Here is a 23,704-nt window from a genome sequence, read left to right as displayed (position 1 = left end):
GCCCGTCTACGATGGCGGTCAGCGTGTCTGGCTCTTTTGGCGTGAACACGTTTGCCTGCATGCGTCTGCTGGAAGAGATTCAAACGGTCAATCGCGTGCCTGAATTCGTACAACGTGCAAAAGGTGGCTGTGATTCTTTCCTCCTGATGAGATTCGGCAACTCTGTCTACCAGCATTTCGATCCCCACGCGGCGATTCTGCGTAAAATCTGCTACGAAGTGCTCAACGAACTCGGCAGGGAAGACAGCCTGTTACTGGTGGCGATGGAACCACCGCCATCAATGTTTACGGTTATCTCCACTGCTGGCAGGATGGTTGGCTGGATTGCGCATGGGGATGAGATGCACAAGCAGGAAGATATCAACATCTATCGCGCGCGCCAGATTTATACCGTGCAGCCGTCGGGATTATGTTTCCCAAAAATAGTCTTTCTCTAAGCAAGGTTGGCACGATTATCACCATGATGCCGATATTGGCGCATCATGGTGATCGTGAGCAGGAATAAGCCTAGAATTTTTCCCAGTTGTCTTGTGTGTTGCCGACCGGCGCGAGGGCTAAACGGGCCGGTTGCGTTTTCTTCGCCATTGGTGCCGGACGGGCTGCTGGCGTGCCGCGCAGGTGGAAATGGTTCATGAGTGTAACCAGATGGGATGACTGTTCGCGCAGGTTGGTTGCCGCATTGGCGGACTCTTCCACCAGCGTCGCGTTCTGTTGGGTGACCTGATCGAGCTGGTTCACCGCGTCATGAATTTGCGAAATGCCGGATTCCTGCTCCTGCGTTGTCGTCCCGATCTCACTGATTAAATCTGCCACGCTGCGTGCCTGACGTACCAGCTCATCAATGGTGCTGCCGGTGTCTTCGACCAGACGGTTCCCCGCTTCGACTTTTTCGACGCTGGTGTTGATCAGTACCGCGATCTCTTTGGCGGCGGAGGCGGAACGCTGCGCCAGGGAGCGGACTTCTCCGGCTACCACGGCGAAGCCGCGGCCTTGCTCACCCGCGCGTGCGGCTTCGACCGCTGCATTCAGCGCCAGAATGTTGGTCTGGAAGGCGATGCCATCAATGACGCTGATGATATCGCGGATTTTATGTGAGCTGTCGGAGATCTCTTTCATGGTAATGACCATATCGCCGATCGCCTCACCGCCCTTGGTCGCCGTCTTGCTGGCCTGGCTGGCAAGCTGAGTGACGCTACGCACGGTATGCGCATTCTGGCGAATCGCCTGACTCATCTGTTCCATTGACGCTGCGGTCTGCTGTAGGCTGGCGGCCTGCTCTTCCGTGCGTTGGCTCAGGTTTTCGCTGCCTGCGGCGATTTGGCTGGAGCCCGAAGCGATAGCTTCGCTGCTCTCCCGCACCTGCTCGACGATATCACCCAGGTTATTGCTCATATGGCGCATTGTGGCTAACAGGCTGCTGTGGTCATTCGTGTTTATGGCAATATCGACGGCCAGATCGCCATCGGCCACCTGCCGGGCAACGTGGGTCGCGTAGAGCGGCTCGCCGCCCAGTTGGTTTTTCAACGTACGGGTAATCAGCCAGGCCACGACTGCGGCCATGGCAGCGGCGGCAAGGGCGAGAATCAGCATAATGACGCTGCCGGAGTACGCGCTATGCTGTGCGTGGCTGACAATCTCGTTGGTATCTTGCTGCTGTGAGGCCATCATCGCGTCCAACACTTTGAACAATGCGTTTTGCGCGGGCTGCATCTCATTGAGAATAATGGCGTTACCTCTCAGACGCTGCTCTGGATCGGTGGATTGCACCAGTTCTATGGCTTTCAAAAAGGCCGCAAGGTACGGCGGGCGGGTGTCCTGAAACTGCTTCAGTAGCGCACTGGTTCCTTCGGTATCCAGCTGTTGCCCCAGTTTTTTCAGGTTGGCGGTATTACGGGCGATTTGCTCATCGACAAACTGCTTTTCCTGTCTGATTTGCGCTGGGTCGGTGCTGATTGCAATGTTGCGAATCAGGCGAGCATTGGCGTCGAAACCGGCTTTAACTTCCTGAATCAATAGCATGTTTGCTAATGTAGTGCCGGAAAGGCGGCTGATGTCGTTACCCAGCCCAACCAGTTGGAGCCGTCCGAAGAATGCCACCATCAGACTGATGATGATAACCAGAGAAAATCCCATACCCAGCATCTTGCCGAGTTTGATTCTGTTCAGCATATTCATAAACATCCTTAATTTTTTGACATGCTATGAAGGCATAACGGAGGGGACTTGCTATCGTAATCGATGCAAGTAATGACAAGGTATTATAGCTATGTTTTACATTTCCGGGATACATCGATAACTCCCGCATTCAAAAATATATAGATAAGAATATCTTTAATATCGGCAGAAAAAGCGTTCAGTTGATCACGTAAATTACGACAGAGGGGATTTCGTATGAAATGTGTGATCTGAGAGACAAAATACGCGTGACTATCGCTGGCAAAAGTGGCGGTATAGCGCTGATAGCGTGGGGCTTTCAATTTCTTCAGATCGATAAGCACCGGATCCAAGCCTTTCAAATGTGGGTAACGCCGGGCAAATTGCTGCATTTCATTTTCAAATAGCAGAGAACGCAAAACCGTTTTCTGCCAGGGTGGCGTATGGCGATTTTTTCGGGCTATTACCAACCCAGGATGCTGATTAGCTGTGGAAAAAGCTCGCCAGAACAGGTCTGTTGCCGCTGTTATTCAATGCAGGGTCGTTTTCCGTGCTTCATTAATAAGGCATAGTTTGCCAATATGACCTATTAATAGAACGAAAGTCTTGTATTCCCTTCATTGCAGACGCATCATGTTCTATAAATAGGTGTCAAGTATGGGGTATGCCCCATTAATGGAACAGGAATATAGCGATGGCGAAACCTTCTGCTCGAACATATTCTCGCTACAGCCGTGACGCAGCTCGTTTACTCGGGTTGATGCTTCGCAGCGCGAGGATCGAACGTAATATGACAGTGGAAGAATTAGCTGAACGGGCAGGCGTATCACGAGGCTTAGTCTATCGCGCAGAGGAAGGAGATATGGGATGTTCAATTGGCGCGGTTTTTGAGCTGGCTACCCTTGTTGGTGTCCCTCTTTTTACCGCGGACCAATCCGCAATGGCACTTCATATGGCCAACACGGAGAAAACACTCTCTCTTCTGCCGCGCGCTGTACATCATTCCAAAAAGGTCGTGAATGATGACTTCTGATAACGCTATCGACAAAGCCTATGTATGGATCTGGTTGCCTGATGCGACGAAGCCTGTTGTGGCTGGTTTATTGAGCCGGGACGGCGACCGACTCATTTTCAATTATGGTCGTAACTATCTGGAGCGAAAAGACGCGATCCCTATCTATGAACCTGAACTGCCGTTAATGCGTGGTGCTATACCGCCAGCGGCGGGCCTATGGCAGGCGAGTGCATTACGCGATGCCGCACCTGACGCATGGGGACGCAGGGTCATCCTTAATCGACTGATGGGTGTCAGAGGCAGGGGAACAGATAGCAGTACGCTGGATGAATTGACATATCTGCTTGAGTCCGGTTCAGACAGAATTGGCGGGCTCGATTTTCAGGCATTGCCGACAGAGTATGTCCCGCGTTCAGCTCAAAATGCTTCTCTTGAAGAGTTGATGCTTGCTGCCACTATGGTGGAAAACGGTGCCTTGTTGACGCCTGAGCTTGATCAAGCACTTTTCCATGGGAGTTCGTTGGGGGGCGCACGGCCGAAAGCGATGATTGAAGATGAGAACCATAAGTTCATCGCAAAATTTTCATCTTCAACGGATACCTACAACGTTGTTAAGGCCGAATATATCGCTATGCGGTTGGCCGCAAGTGCTGGCTTAGATGTGGCTCCGGTGCACTTTCGTCAGACGGCGGGGAAGGACGTTATTCTGATAGAACGTTTTGACCGTATGAAAGCAGAAGGTGGCTGGAAACGCAGGCTAATGGTCTCTGCACTGACGCTTTTCAGCCTTGATGAAATGATGGCGAGATATGCGAGCTACGAAGAATTCTCGGACATCATCCGGCAACGTTTCGACGAACCGAAAGCGACGCTGCGTGAGTTGTTTGGCCGCCTGGTCTTCAACATCATCTGCGGAAACACCGACGATCATGCCCGAAACCACGCGGCATTCTGGGATGGCCGAACACTAAAGCTGACTCCAGCCTATGATATTTGCCCGCAGAATCGGGCGGGTAATGAGGCGACGCAGGCAATGTTGATCACGGGTGAAAACAGGATGAGCAATTTCGCTGTCTGTCTGGCGGCTGCACCTAAATTTCTGCTGAGCGAAGCTGAAGCTATTGAGATCATCATGCATCAGATAGAAACGGTGCGTGCGTGCTGGGAAAGCATCTGCGATGAAGTCGCATTAAGCGAAGTGGATCGCAAGCTGTTTTGGGGCCGGATGTTTCTCAACCCTTTTATTTTTGAAGGTACGCCGGACAGCTTACGCACTAAGCGCCTAACGGGGTTAATGACTTGAAAACCAACCTGATTACCCGCGAGGGGTATGACAAACTGCGGGCAGAGCATGACCATCTCTGGAATGTAAAGCGCCCGGAAATTACCAAAATTGTTTCCTGGGCAGCCAGCTTGGGGGATCGTTCAGAAAATGCAGACTACACCTATAACAAGCGTTTATTACGCCAGATCGACAGGCGTGTGCGTTACCTGAGAAAATGCCTGACGGAATTGAAAATCGTTGATTATTCGCCGCAGCAGGATGGCAGCGTATTTTTTGGTGCCTGGGTAGAGATCGAAAATGAGCAAGGTGATGTGAAGCATTTTCGGATTGTCGGCCCGGATGAGATCTACGGCGACAATAAAGACTATATTTCGATCGATTCCCCGATGGCGCGTGCCATGCTGAAAAAAGCGGTTGATGAGGAATTCACCGTGAATACGCCAGACGGCCCGCGTGAGTGGTTCGTCAATTCCATTGATTACGTTAAGTCATAAACCGCTCGGTAGCGGCACGTAGGGGAACACGCAACAAGCCATGCTAGCGCATTCTCCCTTCGTGCCCTAGTGGCACCAGAGGTTTAGTCATCTACATTTTTCGCTCGCAATAGCTGCCTGGCCTGCTCAATGACGGGTAAATCCACCATCTCGCCGTTTATCTGGAAAGCGTAGCTGTGTTCGGCCGCTTTCAGAACCTGCTTTGCCCAGTCTATTTTGCTGCGATCCGTTGCGAACGCCTGCTGAACGGCATCGATCTGTGAGGGGTGAATACAGAGTTTGGCCGAGAAGCCGAGCGAGCGCGCATGTAATGCATCGGCTAACACCCGGTCATGATGTGTGAAGTCAGGGTTGACGCAATCTATTGGCGGGGGCAAATCGGCCTGTCTTGAAGCCACGACAATACGGCTTCTGGCATACAGCAAGGCATGCAGGGATTGATCGCAATGCATATCGAGTGAGAAATCCAGTGAGCCAAATGCGACTCTTTCTACTCCTGCCGCACAAATTTCTTCTGCATTATGCAGCCCGCGCACGGTTTCAATAATCGCAATAATATTCACGTTTTCCAATCTATTACGATTTATCATTTCCCGCGCGTCATTCAGCATTTCTGCTGATTCTATTTTAGGTAAAACAATTTCCCATGTGACTATTTTATGTTTGGATGATGTGTTATTTCTTAATTTCTCTTTATTGCTGAGTTTATTCAGAAACTCGATGTCTTCGCTGAATGCCATTGATCCAAATTTATTTAAACGTATATATTTTTTGCAATTTATTTCAGAGACGGGAGTATCGTTTTTATCCCACTCGATAATATTCTCTCTGGCCTGGTTTTTCTCATCAGGATGAACAGCATCTTCTAAATCAAATATCACGGCATCGGCCCCGCAGTTGACGGCATGTTGAAAGCGGCGGGGCGCATTACCGGGTACAAAGAGATAGGTTTTAGCGTGTTCCATGCTGCTCTCATTTTGTTAATTAATTGATTAAATTACATTTTATTAAAATGTAACTAATTAATTGCGAATAAGAATGATACCTATTTACATTGACGTTAGTGATATGCTAGCTTTCCGTTCATTATTTTTCAATCCATCTATCACGACATTTTTATTAAGTTTCGGGATGTGTTAACCCGAGCTTTAATGACACCCTTTTATACGTTACTGCAATCGGTTTTTACTTGTTTTATCGGTATGAGGAGTGGTTATGAATATCAAGGCTGACGACGTTAAATACAGGGATATACATCAGGATGTAGATGGTTTTCTTTCTGATTATTCAAATAAAAACGCGTTAAGGCGATTGATTCGCTGTTTTTTTGCAGAAGGGATTTTGAATAAAAATGACCTGAATTTTATTAAGGATAATTCCCGGAAAGCAACGCTGGCGTTGCAGGGTGGCAAAGGTATATTGAAATTCGACGATATTTCCCCATCACCGGCAAACACTTATATTAATAATGGAAATATTTATCATATTAATTCAGATGGCGCGTCTTTTCCCGTTACCAGCCACGAGCGATTGATTGATTTACTTCGCGATAATTTCGATTTTCTCCCTGAAGAGAGCGGCATCAGCGGCCTGAAAAAAGATGTGGGTAACAGTATTCGCAATGATACCCATGCCCGGCGCTATCGCTGCCAATGGCGTGCTGAGGTGGCTGATGCCATGCAGCAGGACGGGCAGAACCATTTCACGCCGTGGCTGCGCCGGCAGTTAAGCATTCGCGATGCGGCCATGTTTCTCGATCAGTGGGGATCGCTGGAAGGCCACCCTTACTACCCGACCTGGAAATCCCGCCCTGGCCTGAGTGACGAAGACGTCCAGCAACTGTCACCCGAATTCAACGCCCGCGTGCCGCTGCGTATTACCGCGCTGCGCCGCGATATGGCGTATGTGGAATCCATGCCTCACGTCGATGATTTTCATGCGTGGTTTGCTCAGGCGTTCCCCGCGCTCTGGCAGGACTGGAAGCAGCGCCTGAATCAACAGGGGCTGGATGAGGCGCAGTGGCTCCCGCTGCCTATCCACAGCTGGCATCTGGAAAACTGGGTGAAATCTCACTACGCGGATGAGATCGCCGAAGGGATTCTACTGACCGATGGTCCCGATCTCATCACGCTGCCGGGTATGTCGTTCCGTACCGTTTTGCCCGTTGAACCGCCTGCGTCCCCCTTCATCAAACTGCCTGTCGCCATCTGGATGACCAGCGAAATGCGCAGCCTACAGGCGAAATCGATCCACATGGGGCCACGTATCAGCACCATTATCGAAGCGATTTTGGCACAGGAAGGCGGATTCGAGCAGCGGCTGGAGTTTTTCCGTGAAGAGGCAGCGTTCCACTACAAGCACGCGGTTCATCAGGATGATGCGCCGGGCAAACACCTTTCGGTTGTGTTCCGCGATGCACACGCCTATGAACGCGCTGACGGCGCGCTGCCCGTGACCGTCGCCACGCTGTTTACGGCGCTGCCTCATCGCGACCAGCCGTTGTTCACCGAGCTGGTCACGCTGTCCGGGCTTGTCCCCGAAGCGTGGTTCTGCCAATACGTGCGCGCCGTGACCCGGCCTGTCATCGCTATCTATCTGCTGTACGGCATCGGGCTGGAAGCGCATCAGCAGAACAGCCAGATCCTCTTTTCATCTGAAGGCGTCGCGCAGGGATTATTAATCCGCGATTTCGGCGACGGGCGTACCTACGCGCCGCTGCTGCGTCAGCGCGGCTATCACCTGCAACCCTACGTTTGGCCCGGCATTCTGCCCACGGTGTTTGAAGGCGATATCGAACCCGTGCGGATGTTTGTCGTCGATGCCTGTTTTGTCAGCCACCTGCACGAACTGGCGCTGGCGCTGAGTGCGGAATACGGCTTTGCCGATGCGCGTCTGTGGCAGGTGATGAAAGAAGAAACGGCCGCAGCGTTTGATGCGGTGAAGTCGCGCGTTGATGGCGAACTGTGGCAGACCGAACGCGACATGTTTTTGACCCAGCCCTGGTATACGCGTTCGCTGCTGCGGATGCATATCCAGGAATATCGCGACTACCGGATTCAGCACGGTCTGAGCAACCCCTTTCTCACGGCAGGGGAAGAAACCCGCCTCGGATCGTGATGTATGGCGATGCTCCCGCCTTACAGGCTGAAAACACGGGAGCATCTTTTTCACTCCTCATTTTGAGATGGATAACTTTGTTGATGAACGCCAGGAAGAACTTCACTCCACCTACCGGGAAAACGCGTTTTCCTATTCCCTCCGCGTTGGCCGCCGCCGTCACGACGGCACTCACTGTGCTAACCGGCATCGCGATACCCGCGCAGGCTGAAACGGGCGAGCGCGATGATTCCACTATCGTGGTTGAAGCCAAAAACGCGGAAGCCGTTCAGGGGCTGGTGGCGGGTGGCATGTCGGCGCGTTCGTCCAGTACCGGGCTGCTGGGCAAAAAGGACGTGATGGATACGCCGTTTAACGTCAGCAACATGACCTCATCGTTTATTGAAAATAAACAGGCACAGACGCTGGGGCAGGTGGTCGCACATGATGCATCGGTGCGGGTGAGCAGTTCTCAGGGCGGCCTGTTGGATTCTTATTACATCCGCGGCTTTCCACTCAATGAAGGAAACCTGAGCGACATCGCCATGAACGGTGTCTACGGTGTTGCGCCCAACTATCAACTGATGACTGACTACATCGAGCGGGTGGAAGTGCTGAAAGGGCCGTCGGCGCTGCTGTATGGGTTGTCGCCTAACAGCAGTGTGGGTGGCGTGATTAACGCCGTCACCAAACGCCCGACCACCGTAGGCAATCTGACCCGACTGACCACCAGCTGGCAGTCTGATTCCCAACTCATGCAGCATGCGGATATTTCCCGCGTCTATGCGTTGGAGAACAACAACCTGCTCGGCATTCGCTTTAACGGGAATTACGGCTACGGCGACACGGTGTGGGACGGCAGCGACAAGCGCACGCAGGTCGGCGCGCTCGGGCTGGATTTCTCGTCAGAACGTTTCCGCACCACGCTGGATCTCATCACTCAGCACCTGAAAACCCGGGCACCGTCGCGTCCTTATTCGTTTGCGGCCGGTGTGACCGTGCCCGACGCGCCGGATGGCAATAACAATATCTCTCAGCCATGGGGATTCTGGCATTCCAAAGACCAGTCGGTGCTGCTGCATACCGAATACGATCTGGCGGATAACGTCACCTGGTTTACCGATCTGGGCGGTTCCAGCGCACACGTGAGCCGACTGTCGGAGCAGGTGCCGCAGGTGACGAATAACAATGGTGATGTGAGTTCCGACGTGAGGAATTTCCGTTTTACTACCAGCCGCTACACGCTGGCGACCGGTGTTCGGGCGGATGTGGAAACCGGATCGGTGACGCACAAACTGTCGGCACAGACTAGCTACTATCGCGATCGCCAGGCTAGCGCTAATGCGCGAGGAACAACCATTAATTCAAATATTTATAATCCAGTTTCCTCACCCACACAGAATATTGCTGCTCCCCCAAGCGTGTATAAGCGTTCATCCACTGCGCTGTCAGGCATCGCATTGGCGGATACGCTCGGCTTCTGGAACGATGCATTGCAAGTGACGGGAGGACTGCGTTATCAGCAAATCAACTCGGATAACTTCGCTGCGCCGGATGGCGGGGCGCGCTCTTCTTATGACAAGAGCGCAATCACCCCGATGCTCGGGGTGATTGTTAAACCCTGGCAGCACGTCTCGCTCTACGCCAATTACATCGAAGGGCTGAGTAAAGGGGACGTGGCACCCACGACGGCGAGCAATGCGGGGCAGGTGTTGGCACCGTATAAGAGCAAGCAGTACGAAGCTGGGGTGAAAGTGGACGCGCTGGGGACGATCTCTACGCTGAGCGTCTTCCAGATTACCAAGCCGAGCGGTGCGCTGGTTAATGGTACGGGTAGTGAGTTTGTTACCGCCAACGAGCAGCGCAATCGGGGTATTGAGCTGGATGTGGTTGGTTCACCGCTAGAAGATCTGCGTCTGACCGGTGGCGTGATGCTGCTGGATGCCGAGCTAACCAAAAGCGTGACGCCGGGTGCACAGGGCAAGCGCGCGCCGGGGACGTCACGTTTTCAGGCGAACGCCGGCGTGGAATATGATCTGCCGTTCCTGCGCGATCTGACGCTGAACGCCAACGTCACCCATAACGGGAAGCAGAACGTCAACACCATCAATACCCAATCCATTCCTTCCTGGACCACCGTTGATTTCGGCGCGCGCTACAAGACGCGAATCTATAACGCGCCCACCACGTTCCGTGCCGATGTGCTTAACGCTTTTGACCGTAATTACTGGTCTGGCGTGACATCGTTCAGCACGGTATCGCAAGGAACGCCGCGAACGCTGATGCTGTCCGTCGCGGTGGATTTCTAAGGATAGGCATTTTTCAGGAACCGAACGTTAAGGAGATAGCGATGAGCAACCTGTTTAGCTTTGCCGCAGTGTCTTCCCCCTCTGTCGCGCAGGCCCACTGGCCTGAGAGACTGACGCCTTATCTGGATAGTGAGATTGAGCAGTTTCTTTTCAACTCGCCGCAAAGGCTGTCATGGCTGGTTGAGCAGTATGGGTCGCCGCTGAATATTGTCTGGCCGCACACCGTGGCCAACAATATCGCGGCATTGCGAACCGTGTTGCAGCGTCATGATGTGGACTGCCGTCTGTACTACGGCGCGAAGGTGAACAAATCACCGGGGCTGGTTCAGGCGGCGGTTAACGCGGGCGTCGGCGTGGATGTTTCCAGCTTACAGGAACTGAAAGATGCGCTGCGGGCAGGCGGTGACGGCACGCGGCTGTGCGCCACCGGTCCGGCGAAAACGCGCGAATTCCTGACGGAGCTGGTTTATCACCGCGCGCTTATCGTGCTGGATTCGCCGGAAGAGTTCGGCGAGGTACTCGCGCTGGCGGATTTACTGCGCGTGACGGAACCGGTGCGGGTTTTGCTGCGCTATCGCCCGTCGTTCGCACAAAACAGCCGGTTTGGCATGCTGGCTGATGAGATCGCTATTTGCCTGGATACGTTGAGTACCAGACTGAATGCGCTTCATCTGGAGGGCTTCCATTTCCATCTGGGCGGCTATGAACCCGACACCCGCGTGGCCGCATTGGCTGAGGTGCTGCCGTTGCTGGAGCGGGCGCGCTCAAAGGGATTACAGCCCGCCATTATTGATATCGGTGGGGGATTGCCGATTCAATATCTTCCGGCTTCACGCTATCAGGACTATTTAGCGAAGCAGAGTGGGGCAGACTACCGCCACGGTCAGGTGCCGGCCTCGTTTTATCCGTATGGTGGCGAGCGTTCGGCAACTGACTACCTTGAGGCATTTCTGTCAGCCTCAATCGGGGATACCCGTGTGGCAGACATGCTCAAGCAGCACGGCCTGATTCTGGCGATAGAGCCGGGACGCAGTCTGGCTGACCAAAGTGCGATTACGGTGTTTCGCGTCACGCGCACGCGCCGCCAGCCGGATGGCAACTACGTCGTGTTTGTCGAAGGCAGTAGCTTCAGCGCGTGTGAAACCTGGTTTAACTCTGAGTTTTTGATTGATCCTCTGCATGTTTTTTCCGTCAAAAAAGACACGTCTCCGACACCGGGCAAAGCCTGGATCGCCGGACACAGCTGTCTGGACGATGATGTCATTACGAACCGATTGATTCATTTTCGAACCGTGCCGCAGCCTGGCGATTTACTGATTTACGCGAATACGGCGGGATACCAGATGGACCTGCTGGAAAACGCGTTTCATCGGCATCCGCTGCCTGCGCGCCTGTGTGCGTTCAAAGGTAAGAAAGGTGAGCTGATTTTTTCCAGTGATAACTGAATGGAGCAGAACCATGATCCTGAATAAAGTAACTGATTTGATTGGTAATACGCCTGTTATACAAATTCCGGTTCCCTATGGGGATACGCGTTTGTTTTTAAAAGTGGAGAAGAATAACCCCGGTGGCAGCATGAAGGATCGCATGGCGCGAAACATGATTGTCGCCGGGCTGAAGTCAGGCAAAATCCGCCCCGGTGGCACCATTGTTGAGTCGTCATCGGGTAATACCGGTATCGGGCTGGCGCTAGCGTCGATTGAATACGGCCTGCGCTTTATCGCCGTGGTCGATCATCATGCGGCGCAGGACAAAATTGCCATCATGCGCGCGCTCGGCGCGGAAATTCGCTATGTCTCCGGCGACTACGGCGAAGATGAGGTCGCGGTGGTGGAACGCCAGCGCATGGCGGCACAGCTGGCGCAGGAAATACCCGGCGCGGTGTTTATGAACCAGTCGGACAACGCGGCGAATGCGGGCGGCTATGCCGACTTGGTGCGCGAGCTGTTCAGCCAGATTGGCAAGATCGACGCGTTTGTCGGCTGCGTGGGCACTGGCGGATCGATGACCGGCATTTCACACGGCCTGAAAGTCCATAACCCGGATATTACAACCATTGCCGTTGAACCGGTGGGTTCTATCGTCTTTGGGCACCCCGGCAAGCCTTACTATCAATCCGGCACCGGTACGCCAGCGGGAGATACCGTGGGGCTGGTGCTGGATTACAGCTGCATCGACTGTGGCGAGCAGGTTTCGGATGCGCAGGCGTTTGAAACCGCACGCTATATCGCACGTCATTACGGCCTGCTGGTCGGCGGCTCGACGGGTGGGGTGATCTATAAAGCGCTGGAACTGATCTATCAGGATCGCATCGGCGGCAACGTCGTGCTGGCGATCGCCGACGGCGGTGAAAAATACCTGCACACGGTGTTTAACGAAGAGTGGCTGGCGGCGCGTAATCTGACAGATAGCGGCGTATGGCACGATCTGGATCGCTGGCTGGGCAACGCGATTGCTCTGGAGCAGGCAAGCTAAGGAGTCAAGGATGACCGAAGCGCTAAGCGGGCAGCCGCTTAACGTGGTGATTTGCGGGGCCGGCAAGACCGGCCATCTCACCACGGTACTGTTTAAGCAACTGCCGGACGTTAAGGTGACGCTGCTGGGCAGCCATCCGCGCCTGCCGGAAGCCTATCAGCAGCACGGTAAGCGGCTACACGCACTGCTGCCGGATGGCGAGACGCTAACGGCGACACCAGACTGCGTCACCTGCGATCCGGCGCAAGCCTGCCGCGACGCGGATGTCGTGATTATCACCGTTCCCGCCAACTTCCGTGCCGATCTGCTGGCGCGGATCGTTCCCCATCTGCCCGCCGACAAGCCGGTTTACGTTGGCGCGATCCCCGGTTTTTGCGGCTTTGACTGGCTCGCTGAACGTGAGCTGGCTGCTCGGCCAAACGCGGTGATTTGGGGAATGAAGGACGTCGCGCACATTGCGTTTGATTTGCAGCCAGGTCAGTCGATCAAAATGGGGGGCGAAAAATCCACGCTGTATGCGGCTACGCATCGGCGTGAAACGGCTGCGCGCCAGCAGGCGCTGATGGCGCTGCTGCAACGGCTTTATTCTGCGCCCGTGGTGCTATTGCCGGATTATCTGGAAATCACGCTGACACCGGGTAACCCGATTATGCACAGTGCGGTGATTTATGGCCTGATCGGCCCCTATGGGCAGTGGCACGCTCGACCTTTTCCGCAGCCGTTGTGCTGGTGGAATGATTGCCCGGAACTCGGTGCTTATTATCTGGAACGTATGGATGAAGAGAACCAGCAGCTGTGTGCGGCGCTGGAAACGCGGCTCGGCGTGCGGCTGGACTCGGTACTGCCGCTCAAGCAGGAGATTATCGATGCCTATGGCGATCAGATTGCCGATGCACACACGATGCTCTCTGTGCTGCGTACCAATCAGGCTTACCACGGCATCGGCCTGCCGCTGCGACAGCATGACGGGGGTGGGTACGTGTTTGATACGCAGCATCGGGTGTTTCAGGAAGATATTGCCTACGGCCTGAGCCTGCTGGTGACCATCGCGGAGAATCTGGCGGTTAGCGTGCCGTATATTGAGGAAGTCTACCGGTGGTGCAGCGATTACATGGGCGCATCCACGCAGGATCGTCCCGACTATTTCCCGCCGCAGTGGCTGAAATGAAGTGGGGTAATGCTGTGGAACTCGAAGGAGCTGACGCATGCGCTTAAGCGGGCAGGTGGCGTTCATCATCCACTTTATGTTTGTCGTGCAACTGGTCGCGATGGGGGCGATGGAGATGAGCGGGCCGTTTTGGCCGCTGCATCTGGAAAGTATGTCGTCCGGCGCGGAACTGAGTATCGCGGGGATTGCCGTGTACGTCGGGCCGATGCTGGGCATCATGCTGACCAGCGCCTTCTGGGGACGGATGGGCGATAGGCTGGGCAACAAAGCCATGATGATCCGCGCGCTGTTTGGGCTGGCGTTGACCCAGCTTGGACTAGCGTGGGCGAATGATATCTGGATCATCGTCGCGCTGCGCTTTATTCAGGGTGCCTGTGCGGGCTATATCGCCCCCGCGCAGGCTTACGGTGTTGCGGTGGTTAGCCCGTTACAGCGCACGCGGCTGTTCGCCTGGCTTCAGGTGTCCACTAACGTGGGATCGCTGCTGGGCGCGATTGTCGGCGGGCTGATCCTCGACTACCTGAACTTCTTCTGGATCAACCTGAGTGCGGCGATCCTGTGTGCGCTGTGCGGCATTACCGTCGCGCTGTTTCTGCCCCATGTTGCGCCGGTGGTGCCTGCTGTTCCACCTGAGAATACGTCACAAAACAACGCTTCCCGCAGGCTGATTTGGGCACTGTCTCCGATTTCCGGTCTGCTGCTGATTTCTGGCCTGCTGCTGACCAGCCGCATGATTCCGCAAACGCCGTTTTCCCTCTATATGGACGGCTTTTTTCAGGTGGATAAATGGATTATTGGCCTGTGCTATGGCTTGCAGGCGACCGGCGTGATTGTCTCTGCATCGCTGTGGGCGCGCTATTTTGAAAACCTCTCGCTGTCGCAGACGCTGAGCCGCCTGTGTGTGGTGATGCTGGCCTGCGCCATCGTCACGTTGACGGCCGCCACGATCCTGGATATTGCGATTTTCATCCCGCTTTATTTTCTGTGGGGCGTGCTGTTGGGGGCGACGACGCCCGTTCTGATGGCGCTGATTTCTCGCTCGGCGGGGGATGGGCAGCAGGGTTACCTACTCGGTGTGGCGCAAAGCGTCAGCCAGTTTGCCTCTATTCTGGGCATTTCTTTGGGCGGAGTGGTGCTCTACTCCCCCGGACTACGTTCGCTGTTCTTCTGCGTTGGCGCCGCTTACCTGGTGACCTTCCTGGTCTCGCTGATGCTGCTACGACGCCTGCGGAGACAGGCGGAAAAACATGACGCTCTCTCGACGAAGGGAAATATCGAAAATGTGTAATCGTTGGACGCGGCAACATTGCCGTCGGTTATTGCTGAGTGCGCTGTTGATGGTCGGTCTGTCGCCGCTGGCGGGTCAGGCTGAGCAAATCGCGCAAACGTCAACCGTCATCAAGGACGTGCTGGGGCGTGAGGTGAGAGTCAACACGCCAGTGCAGCGCGTTATGTTGGGCGAGGGGCGTCAGCTTTATCTGGTTGCGATGCTCGACAGGGAAGATCCGGCGAAAAGGATTGTCGCCTGGCGGCGCGATCTGATTCAGTCCGATCCGGCAACGTGGCACCAGTATCGCGATCGTTTCCCACAACTGACGAAAATCCCGACGTTCGATGGTACGGAAAAGGGCACGTTTGACGTGGAGCAGGCGGTGTCGCTCAAGCCGGACGTCATCATTATGAACATTGAGGCGCAGCGGGCGATTGTGGATGCGGGCTATGACCGGATACTGGATAGCGTCGGCATTCCGATTGTGTATGTCGATTTCCGTTATCACCCGTTGGAAAACACCGCGCCAACCCTGCGTCTTTTCGGCAAGCTGTTTCATCAGGAAGCGCGTGCCGAAGCGTTTCTCGCGTTCCGTGAGGCGCAGCTAAAACGCGTTTCCGACCTGCTGGCGGCCAAAAAACCGCGCTCTCCACGCGTGTTCATTGAGCGATTGGGAGGGTACACCGATGAATGCTGCCTGACGTTCGGCCGGGATAACTTCGGTAAGTTCGTACAACTGGCCGGTGGCGATAATGTTGCGGCGAAAAGTGCGCCGAACACGTTTATGCAGATGCACCCGGAACAGGTGATTGTGGAGAACCCGGAAATCGTCGTCATCACTAGCGGCAACTTTGAAGCCTTCGTGCCCGGTGGGCGCTGGATTGGATTGGGGCCGGGGCAGGACATGACGGAAGGGCGCAAGCGGCTTGAATGGTTTTTGGGGCGGCCTGCGTATACCAACACCGTTGCGAAACAGCAACGCGCCTTCCATGCCATCTGGCACCAGTTCTACAACGGCCCCTATGATTTCATTGCGATTCAGCAACTGGCTGAGTGGTTCCACCCTGACCTATTCCGCGATATCAATGCGGATGACACCTTCCGCCAGCTTCATCAGCAATTTTTACCAGTTGATTACCAGCCGGGCTATTTCGTCAGTCTTGAGCAGTAAGTCAATAAGAGGCGGCTCCGGTAGATAAACCGGAGCGACACGAGACCGTTACGTCAGGAGGTGGATAATGTTTGAAGGTATGAGTTACCACATTGCCCTTACGCCCGTGCAGTTCCTGCTTCCCTCTGAAAATGTTGATATGTCGAACGTGGAGTGTCTGATGGAGGATATTTGCCGCTGTGGCTGCTGGACGACGCCGGTACCGATAGAGAAAGAGACCGGAATTATTATGGATGGCAACCATCGGCTACGAGCCGCCACCGAACTGGGGTTAAAGCATATTCCTTGCGCGCTGCTCGATTACGAAGATCCTCGCGTATCGGTTTACCATTGGAAGACCGGACAGCCTTTTTGCAAGAATCTGATTATGCAGACGATCGTGACGGAAAAGAGCCTGTTTCCCTACAAGACCACGCGCCATTTTTTCCAGCCCGCACTGCCGTCGGTGAGCGTGGTGCTGGATGAACTGATGCGCTAATCATGGCTAGCGCTAACCGCCTTACGTTGTCGCCCTGGATCCGGGTGGCAACGCCCTCTCTTTTCTCTTTTTCTCCTGCTTTTGCCGCTACCGTGCCTTTTTATTGTCGGCGGCGTTACTATAATCTTCGTAAAAGGCAATTTTCATAAATCACAGCCTTCATAAACGACTCTCTTCGTAAGCGACAATCACCGTAAATCGCCGATTATTTTATGACTGATGGCAAAGGAAATGATTGATTACACGAATTTTAATATGCTTTGTAACAATTTTGCCTAGAATGTATACCAGAAACGACTGTCAGTAATTCGTGTGTTTCTGAACAATAGCAGCGTCGGCGCTATTACGCCTTTGGAGAAAGAGAATGCAAGAAAACTATAAAATTCTGGTTGTAGATGACGACATGCGGTTGCGTGCGCTGTTAGAGCGTTATCTGACTGAACAGGGTTTTCAGGTACGTAGCGTAGCCAATGCTGAACAGATGGACCGTTTACTGACCCGTGAATCCTTTCACCTCATGGTGCTGGACCTGATGCTGCCGGGCGAAGATGGTCTGTCCATCTGCCGTCGCTTGCGTAGCCAGAGCAACCCGATGCCGATCATTATGGTGACGGCGAAAGGGGAAGAAGTGGATCGTATCGTCGGGCTGGAAATCGGCGCGGACGATTATATTCCTAAACCTTTCAACCCACGCGAACTGCTGGCGCGTATTCGTGCGGTGCTGCGTCGTCAGGCGAATGAACTGCCGGGCGCGCCGTCGCAGGAAGAAGCCATTATCGCGTTTGGTAAATTCAAGCTGAATCTGGGCACGCGCGAAATGTTCCGTGATGATGAACCTATGCCGTTGACCAGCGGTGAGTTTGCCGTGCTTAAGGCGCTGGTGAGCCACCCGCGTGAACCGTTATCTCGCGATAAGCTGATGAATCTGGCGCGCGGTCGCGAATACAGTGCGATGGAACGTTCCATCGACGTACAAATTTCCCGCCTGCGCCGCATGGTGGAAGAGGATCCGGCGCACCCGCGCTACATCCAGACCGTGTGGGGCCTTGGCTACGTGTTTGTTCCGGACGGCAGTAAGGCATGATGCAATGGCGCTTTTCTCCGCGCAGCTCATTTGCACGGACGTTGCTACTGATTGTCACGTTATTGTTTGTCAGTTTGGTCACCACCTATCTGGTGGTACTTAACTTCGCTATTTTGCCGAGTTTGCAGCAGTTTAATAAGGTGCTGGCATACGAAGTGAGAATGCTGATGACGGACAGTCTGCAACTGGAAGATGGCACCACGCTCGAGGTGCCGCCTGCGTTCCGGCGTGAGATTTACCGCGAATTGGGTATATCGCTGTACACCAATGCGGCGGCAGAGGAAAGCGGCCTGCGTTGGGCGCAGCACTACAAGTTTTTGAGTGACCAGATGGCGCAACAGTTGGACGGCCCGACGGATGTGCGCGTTGAGGTCAGCAAGAACACGCCTGTGGTGTGGCTGAAAACCTGGCTGTCACCGGATATCTGGGTGCGCGTTCCCCTCACTGAAATCCATCAGGGCGATTTCTCGCCGCTCTTCCGCTATACGCTGGCGATCATGCTGCTGGTGATTGGTGGTGCCTGGCTATTTATCCGAGTGCAGAACCGACCTTTAGTTGAGCTGGAACATGCGGCGTTGCAGGTCGGTAAGGGCATTATTCCGCCGCCGCTGCGTGAGTATGGTGCCTCCGAAGTGCGTTCTGTGACTCGCGCCTTTAACCAGATGGCCTCCGGCGTGAAGCTGCTGGCGGATGACCGCACACTGTTAATGGCGGGCGTGAGCCATGACCTGCGTACGCCGTTGACGCGAATTCGTCTGGCGACTGAAATGATGGGCAAGGAAGATGACTATCTGGCGGAGTCGATCAATAAGGACATTGAAGAGTGTAATGCGATTATTGAGCAGTTCCTCGACTACCTGCGCACGGGGCAGGAAATGCAGACGGAAGTGGCCGATCTGAACGCCATCATGGGTGAAGTGGTGGCATCGGAGAGCGGTTATGAACGCCAGATCGACAGCGAGTTTGCTATCGGTGAGCTGCTGGTGTGCATCAGTTCGCTGTCGATAAAACGGGCGGCGCTGAATCTGGTGGTGAATGCGGCGCGTTACGGTAACGGCTGGATAAAAGTCAGTACCGGACGTGAGCTACAGCGCGTCTGGTTTCAGGTCGAGGATGACGGAGAAGGCATTGCACCCGATCAACTGAAGCACCTGTTCCAGCCGTTCGTCCGTGGCGACAGCGCGCGAACTACCAGCGGTACTGGGCTGGGGCTGGCGATTGTGCAGCGTATTATTGATGCGCACAATGGCGTGCTGGATGTCGGCACCAGCGAACGCGGTGGGCTCTGCGTCCGCGCGTATCTGCCGTTGCTCTCGGACGTCGCGGTAGCGGATACGGGGGCTGTGAAGGAGTCATAAGTATGTTGGGCAGCACTGGCATTAAAGCTGTTCAGATATGAATAAAAGAAAGGCGCGGAGTCCGCGCCTTTTTCGTTATGGACTCTCTTCAGTGTTTACCGCTTCGGTCCTGCTTTCACCAGCGCTGCGCCTGCTGGTGCATCGGTGTATTTATCGAAGTTGGTGATAAAGCGCTGTGCCAGGTCGTCCGCTTTTTCCTGCCACTGCTCGACGCTCGCGTAGGTATCACGTGGGTCGAGAATGTCAGGATTAACGCCGGGCAGCGAAGTGGGGATCGCCAAATCGAAGACCGGCAACGTCTGCATTTCTGCATTATCAATGCTGCCATTCAGGATGGCGTCAATAATCCCGCGCGTATCCTTAATAGAGATACGTTTACCGCTGCCGTTCCAGCCGGTGTTCACCAGATAGGCCTGTGCGCCCGCCGCCTTCATGCGTTTTACCAGCACTTCAGCGTACTGCGTTGGGTGCAGCATCAGGAATGCCGCGCCGAAGCAGGCGGAGAATGTCGGTGTTGGTTCCGTCACGCCGCGTTCGGTTCCCGCCAGCTTGGCGGTAAAGCCAGACAGGAAGTGATACTGCGTTTGATCGGACGTCAGGCGAGAAACAGGAGGCAACACGCCGAATGCATCAGCCGTCAGGAAGATCACTTTCGTTGCATGGCCCGCTTTGGAGACCGGTTTAACGATATTCTGAATGTGGTAGATCGGATAAGAAACACGGGTGTTTTCGGTTTTGGAACCGTCGTTGAAGTCTACGGTGCCGTCTGCCAGCACCGTGACGTTCTCCAGCAGCGCATCGCGCTTGATGGCACCAAAGATATCCGGTTCGGCTTCTTTGGAAAGCTTGATGGTTTTGGCATAGCAGCCGCCTTCAAAATTGAAGACGCCATCGTCGTCCCAGCCGTGTTCGTCATCGCCAATCAACTGGCGTTTGGGATCGGTGGAAAGCGTGGTTTTTCCCGTACCGGACAGACCAAAGAACACCGCCACATCGCCTTTTTTACCGACGTTTGCCGAACAGTGCATGGAGGCGATGCCTTTCAGCGGCAGCAGGTAGTTCATGATGGAGAACATCCCTTTCTTCATTTCGCCGCCGTACCAGGTGCCGCCAATCAGTTGGATGCGCTCTGTCAGGTTGAACGCGACAAAGTTCTCGGAGTTCAGCCCCTGTTCCTGCCAGTTCGGGTTAGTGCATTTTGCGCCGTTCATCACGATGAAATCCGGCTCAAAGCCTTCCAGTTCTTCATCGCTCGGGGGGATAAACATGTTTTTGACGAAATGCGCCTGCCAGGCCACTTCCGTCACGAAACGTACGCTAAGGCGGCTGTCTGGATTCGCGCCGCAGAAGGCATCGATGATGAATAACCGCTTGCCAGAAAGCTGCGTAGTGACGAGCTGCTTCAGGTGCGTCCAGGTTTCCTGGCTCAACGGGTGGTTATCGTTCTTACCTTTACCCTGATCGGACCACCACACGGTGTCACGGGTTACGTCATCGCGCACGATGTATTTGTCTTTCGGGGAACGGCCGGTAAAGATGCCAGTATCGACGGCTACGGCACCCAGTTGGGTTTCGATACCGCGTTCATAACCTTGTAGAGTAGGGGAGCATTCTTCTTCAAAAAGCAGTTCATAGCTGGGGTTGTAGACAATATCGCGGACATCGTGGATTCCATAAGCCGTCAGGGCTTGCGGGGTAATACCGTTGATCTGCATGTTGCCACTCCTCAAGTTATAGTCGTACTACTATACTCGTCATACTTCAAGTTGCATGTGCGTTGGCTGCGTTCACTCACCCGAATCACTTACTCAAGTAAGCTCATCGGGATTCCTTCTCTTGCCGCCTTCCTGAAACTCGAATTATTTAGAGTATAAACATTGTAGGGAGTGAGCTTATTTTAACCGCGATAGCAATCATAAAATTAAATAAATTCATTAATAACTTTGCTTATTTAGGGTGTTTGAAAAATAATCACGGCGATTTACAGATGGGAAAATAAGCAAAATAAAACGGGTACTGTCGTACCCGTTAAAACGATTAATGCAACAGATTTTCTGATGAATCATTCCGTATGGCGCGGATGTCCAGCGAATTAAACAAGTAGTGCGTACCACAATAATCACAGTGCATATCGATTTCACCATCCTGCTCGATCATTTCATTGATCTCCTGATCGGACAGCGTCATTAATGCATCAGCGCAACGATCGCGCGAACAGTGGCAGCGGAATTCGACATCCTGCGGTTCGTACACGGTCACCTCTTCCTGATGGTAAAGGCGATACAGCACCTCGGTGGCGGGCAGGGAAAATAGCTCTTCGGCTTTGACCGTGGTGGTGAGCTGCGTCAGGTGATCAAAATCATTACGATTGGCATCCTGTGCAGGTAGTACCTGAAGCAGCATACCTGCGGCCGCCTGATTACCCTCGTGCTGTCCGGTACGGATAAACAGCCGTGTCGGCAACTGCTCGGACTGCTGGAAATAGCTCTCCAGACATTCGGCAACGGTCTCACCTTCTAAACCGACAACGCCCTGATAGCGTTCACCTTCCGTCGGCGTAATGGTAATCACCAGATAGCCATTGCCGACCATCTCTTTCAGCGAACTCCCCGGCGCGATATCCCCTTGCAGGCGGGCAACGCCACGCATTTGCTGCTGATGGTTGCCGTTAATCACTGCCAGTTTCAGTGGACCGTCGCCCTGAAGCTGAACGGTAATATCGCCGCTGAATTTTAGCGTGGCCGTCAACAGGCTGGTGGCAACCAGCATTTCACCCAGTAGCGTTTGCACCGCAGACGGATAGTCGTGGTTGGTCAAAATACGTTGATACGTCTGGTTAACGGTGACTAGTTCGCCACGAACAGCATGATTTTCAAATAGGTAACGGTGTAATTGGTCGTGAGCCATAATGTTTTCTCGTTGTTGTAGTGCGCGATGAGTTGTAGTGCGCGATGAGTGGTACGGCGAATGAATGGTGCAGCGATCGCTGAGCCTTCTCTCTATTGTCATCAGTTTGATGACCAACAAATGAAGGGCGGAGCGTTATTCCTGATCGCTGTATTTAAATTTAATCAGATCGCGTCGCTCTTTTTTATCAGGGCGGCGATCGGGGTGTGGCATCGTTAGCGCATTCATTTTCCGCGCCTGCGCCAGCTTTTCTCGCTTCTCAATACTGTCGGCCGTTTCCTGATACAGCGCCTGCGCCTCTGTCGCACTTCTGCGCTGGCCGCTGACGGCTAAAATGACCACGGTGCGTTCGTCATTGCCCTGACGCAGTTTAACCTCGGCATTCAGTTCGACCTGTTTGCTCGGCTTACCGCGTTGCCCGTTATAGTGGACTTTGCCGCCGTCGATCATTTCGCGGGCAATGGCCCGGGTTTTATAGAAACGGGCTGCCCAGAGCCATTTGTCCAGACGAACGGCGTTGTCGGCCTGCTCGGTAATTTTCGCCATCAATCCCCCTGATTACCCTCATGCCGATCGTTTAAGGATCGAAATACTGGGGGCGACCACGGCGCGAGGCATCCCTGCGGGAACCTCATCGCCGTGTTTCCCCTTCATGCCACTGCATTACCCGGCGTTAACGGAGTGACGCAGAGCGGGTAGCAGCGCAAGATAGTCGTTCATTGACGGATGTTGCAGGAATACCTTTTCCTGCTCGCCGGAATCTGGATTACGCACGCCCAGACAGTAATGGATGCCGAAGGTTTTCGCGGCATCCAGAATCGGCTCGCTGTCATCCACGAATAATGTTCTGGCAGGGTCGAAGCCGGTTTGCTGCTGGACGGCCTGCCACAAGCGCTGATTCTCTTTCGGATACCCATAAGTATGGGTGGAAAGTAATAAATCAAGGTGCTGATCCAGCCCGGTATGTTCGATTTTTACCGCCAGACTGTGTGGATGAGCATTGGTCAGCAGAATCGTCTCTTTACCGCACTCGCGCAGCGCCGTTAAAAATGGCGTGGTGTCATCGCGCAAGCGGGCACGCGTGCCGATATCCGTCGTCATTTGATAGATGTCCAGATCGAGACGTTCTGACCAGTAATCGAAACAATACCAGTTTAGCGTGTGCTGAACCGCCTGATACTCTTGCTTGATAAGTTGGTGTGCCTGCTCAAGGCTGATATGGCGCTTTTCACTGAGCGACTGCGGTACCAGTTGAAGCCAGAAGTAGCTGTCAAATGCCAGATCGAGCAGCGTGCCATCCATATCCAGTATCACGGTGTCGATGTCGTGCCAGTTAACGTGGGGATTCATAACGACTCCAGATGTCGCGCGTGCCATAAGGATGATGAAGCAGGAGACGCGCAATGCAATAGTGACGGGAAACCGATTCCGCTAGGTTAG

Annotated in this window: 21 protein-coding genes; 14 read left to right on the top strand and 7 right to left on the bottom strand. The window is 54.0% G+C overall.

What is annotated here, in order from left to right; all coding sequences use genetic code 11:
- Positions 1-23: 23 nt before the first annotated feature.
- Positions 24-437: a citrate/2-methylcitrate synthase gene (locus tag O1Q74_RS18315; RefSeq protein ID WP_271874939.1), complete on the top strand. Its 414-nt coding sequence runs from the start codon at positions 24-26 to the stop codon at positions 435-437.
- Positions 438-507: 70 nt separating this feature from the next.
- Here O1Q74_RS18315 and O1Q74_RS18310 read toward each other — a convergent pair whose 3' ends face one another.
- Together O1Q74_RS18310 and O1Q74_RS18305 are read right to left on the bottom strand one after the other, a co-directional pair.
- Positions 508-2,175 carry a methyl-accepting chemotaxis protein gene (locus tag O1Q74_RS18310; protein ID WP_271874938.1) on the bottom strand — a complete coding sequence of 556 codons (1,668 nt, stop codon included), beginning with the start codon at positions 2,173-2,175 and terminating at the stop codon, positions 508-510.
- A gap of 89 nt (positions 2,176-2,264) precedes the next feature.
- A complete protein-coding gene (locus tag O1Q74_RS18305; protein ID WP_271879017.1) occupies positions 2,265-2,546 on the bottom strand; it encodes a hypothetical protein in 282 nt (93 codons plus the stop codon).
- A gap of 302 nt (positions 2,547-2,848) precedes the next feature.
- Here O1Q74_RS18305 and O1Q74_RS18300 point away from each other — a divergent pair, with 302 nt between their 5' ends.
- The 3 genes from O1Q74_RS18300 to greB are packed head-to-tail and all read left to right on the top strand — an operon-like array spanning position 2,849 to position 4,948.
- Positions 2,849-3,187, top strand: coding sequence for a helix-turn-helix transcriptional regulator (locus O1Q74_RS18300; protein ID WP_271874937.1), 339 nt, complete (start codon positions 2,849-2,851; stop codon positions 3,185-3,187).
- Entirely contained in the window at positions 3,177-4,472 is a 1,296-nt protein-coding gene (locus O1Q74_RS18295; RefSeq protein ID WP_271878986.1) for a type II toxin-antitoxin system HipA family toxin, read from the top strand. Before O1Q74_RS18300 ends, O1Q74_RS18295 begins: the two co-directional genes overlap by 11 nt.
- Positions 4,469-4,948: a transcription elongation factor GreB gene (greB, locus tag O1Q74_RS18290; RefSeq protein ID WP_271874936.1), complete on the top strand. Its 480-nt coding sequence runs from the start codon at positions 4,469-4,471 to the stop codon at positions 4,946-4,948. The genes O1Q74_RS18295 and greB overlap by 4 nt, the downstream gene beginning before the upstream one ends.
- Positions 4,949-5,031: 83 nt before the next feature.
- On the opposite strand, the gene O1Q74_RS18285 is transcribed toward greB, so the two are convergent.
- Positions 5,032-5,913 (bottom strand): HpcH/HpaI aldolase/citrate lyase family protein, encoded by an 882-nt coding sequence (locus O1Q74_RS18285; RefSeq protein ID WP_271874935.1) that lies wholly within the window; start codon positions 5,911-5,913, stop codon positions 5,032-5,034.
- 250 nt (positions 5,914-6,163) lie between these two features.
- Between O1Q74_RS18285 and O1Q74_RS18280 the strand changes: the two genes are divergently transcribed.
- The 10 genes from O1Q74_RS18280 to envZ all read left to right on the top strand — a co-directional run bounded on the left by O1Q74_RS18280 (position 6,164) and on the right by envZ (position 19,357).
- Complete coding sequence (locus O1Q74_RS18280; protein ID WP_271874934.1) at positions 6,164-8,065, top strand: IucA/IucC family protein; 1,902 nt, start codon at positions 6,164-6,166, stop codon at positions 8,063-8,065.
- A gap of 83 nt (positions 8,066-8,148) precedes the next feature.
- A complete protein-coding gene (locus O1Q74_RS18275; protein ID WP_271874933.1) occupies positions 8,149-10,353 on the top strand; it encodes a TonB-dependent receptor in 2,205 nt (734 codons plus the stop codon).
- Between the two features lie 41 nt (positions 10,354-10,394).
- Positions 10,395-11,798 carry a Y4yA family PLP-dependent enzyme gene (locus O1Q74_RS18270; RefSeq protein WP_271874932.1) on the top strand — a complete coding sequence of 468 codons (1,404 nt, stop codon included), beginning with the start codon at positions 10,395-10,397 and terminating at the stop codon, positions 11,796-11,798.
- A 13-nt stretch (positions 11,799-11,811) separates the two neighbouring features.
- Positions 11,812-12,828 carry a PLP-dependent cysteine synthase family protein gene (locus O1Q74_RS18265; RefSeq protein WP_271874931.1) on the top strand — a complete coding sequence of 339 codons (1,017 nt, stop codon included), beginning with the start codon at positions 11,812-11,814 and terminating at the stop codon, positions 12,826-12,828.
- Between the two features lie 10 nt (positions 12,829-12,838).
- Positions 12,839-13,996, top strand: coding sequence for an NAD/NADP-dependent octopine/nopaline dehydrogenase family protein (locus tag O1Q74_RS18260; protein ID WP_271874930.1), 1,158 nt, complete (start codon positions 12,839-12,841; stop codon positions 13,994-13,996).
- A 37-nt stretch (positions 13,997-14,033) separates the two neighbouring features.
- Positions 14,034-15,284 (top strand): MFS transporter, encoded by a 1,251-nt coding sequence (locus tag O1Q74_RS18255; protein WP_271874929.1) that lies wholly within the window; start codon positions 14,034-14,036, stop codon positions 15,282-15,284.
- The gene (locus O1Q74_RS18250) at positions 15,277-16,437 is read left to right on the top strand and encodes an ABC transporter substrate-binding protein (RefSeq protein ID WP_271874928.1); all 1,161 of its coding nucleotides are present in this window, start codon (positions 15,277-15,279) and stop codon (positions 16,435-16,437) included. Before O1Q74_RS18255 ends, O1Q74_RS18250 begins: the two co-directional genes overlap by 8 nt.
- A 67-nt stretch (positions 16,438-16,504) precedes the next feature.
- Positions 16,505-16,915 carry a ParB N-terminal domain-containing protein gene (locus O1Q74_RS18245; protein ID WP_271874927.1) on the top strand — a complete coding sequence of 137 codons (411 nt, stop codon included), beginning with the start codon at positions 16,505-16,507 and terminating at the stop codon, positions 16,913-16,915.
- A gap of 364 nt (positions 16,916-17,279) precedes the next feature.
- Positions 17,280-17,999: an osmolarity response regulator transcription factor OmpR gene (gene ompR / locus O1Q74_RS18240; protein ID WP_005969424.1), complete on the top strand. Its 720-nt coding sequence runs from the start codon at positions 17,280-17,282 to the stop codon at positions 17,997-17,999.
- On the top strand, positions 17,996-19,357 hold the full coding sequence (gene envZ / locus O1Q74_RS18235; RefSeq protein WP_271874926.1) for a two-component system sensor histidine kinase EnvZ: 1,362 nt from the start codon (positions 17,996-17,998) through the stop codon (positions 19,355-19,357). The genes ompR and envZ overlap by 4 nt, the downstream gene beginning before the upstream one ends.
- Positions 19,358-19,452: 95 nt before the next feature.
- On the opposite strand, the gene pckA is transcribed toward envZ, so the two are convergent.
- The 4 genes from pckA to yrfG form a co-directional block, all read right to left on the bottom strand.
- The gene (gene pckA / locus O1Q74_RS18230; RefSeq protein WP_271874925.1) at positions 19,453-21,072 is read right to left on the bottom strand and encodes a phosphoenolpyruvate carboxykinase (ATP); all 1,620 of its coding nucleotides are present in this window, start codon (positions 21,070-21,072) and stop codon (positions 19,453-19,455) included.
- Between the two features lie 322 nt (positions 21,073-21,394).
- Positions 21,395-22,264 carry an Hsp33 family molecular chaperone HslO gene (gene hslO / locus O1Q74_RS18225; protein WP_271874924.1) on the bottom strand — a complete coding sequence of 290 codons (870 nt, stop codon included), beginning with the start codon at positions 22,262-22,264 and terminating at the stop codon, positions 21,395-21,397.
- 135 nt (positions 22,265-22,399) lie between these two features.
- Complete coding sequence (hslR, locus tag O1Q74_RS18220) at positions 22,400-22,810, bottom strand: ribosome-associated heat shock protein Hsp15 (protein ID WP_271874923.1); 411 nt, start codon at positions 22,808-22,810, stop codon at positions 22,400-22,402.
- 117 nt (positions 22,811-22,927) lie between these two features.
- On the bottom strand, positions 22,928-23,614 hold the full coding sequence (gene yrfG / locus O1Q74_RS18215) for a GMP/IMP nucleotidase (protein ID WP_194431213.1): 687 nt from the start codon (positions 23,612-23,614) through the stop codon (positions 22,928-22,930).
- Positions 23,615-23,704 lie beyond the last annotated feature (90 nt).

Origin of the sequence: Pectobacterium sp. A5351, from assembly GCF_028335745.1 — a bacterium.
Classification (GTDB): domain Bacteria; phylum Pseudomonadota; class Gammaproteobacteria; order Enterobacterales; family Enterobacteriaceae; genus Pectobacterium.
This window is presented reverse-complemented; position numbering and strand designations above follow the sequence as displayed.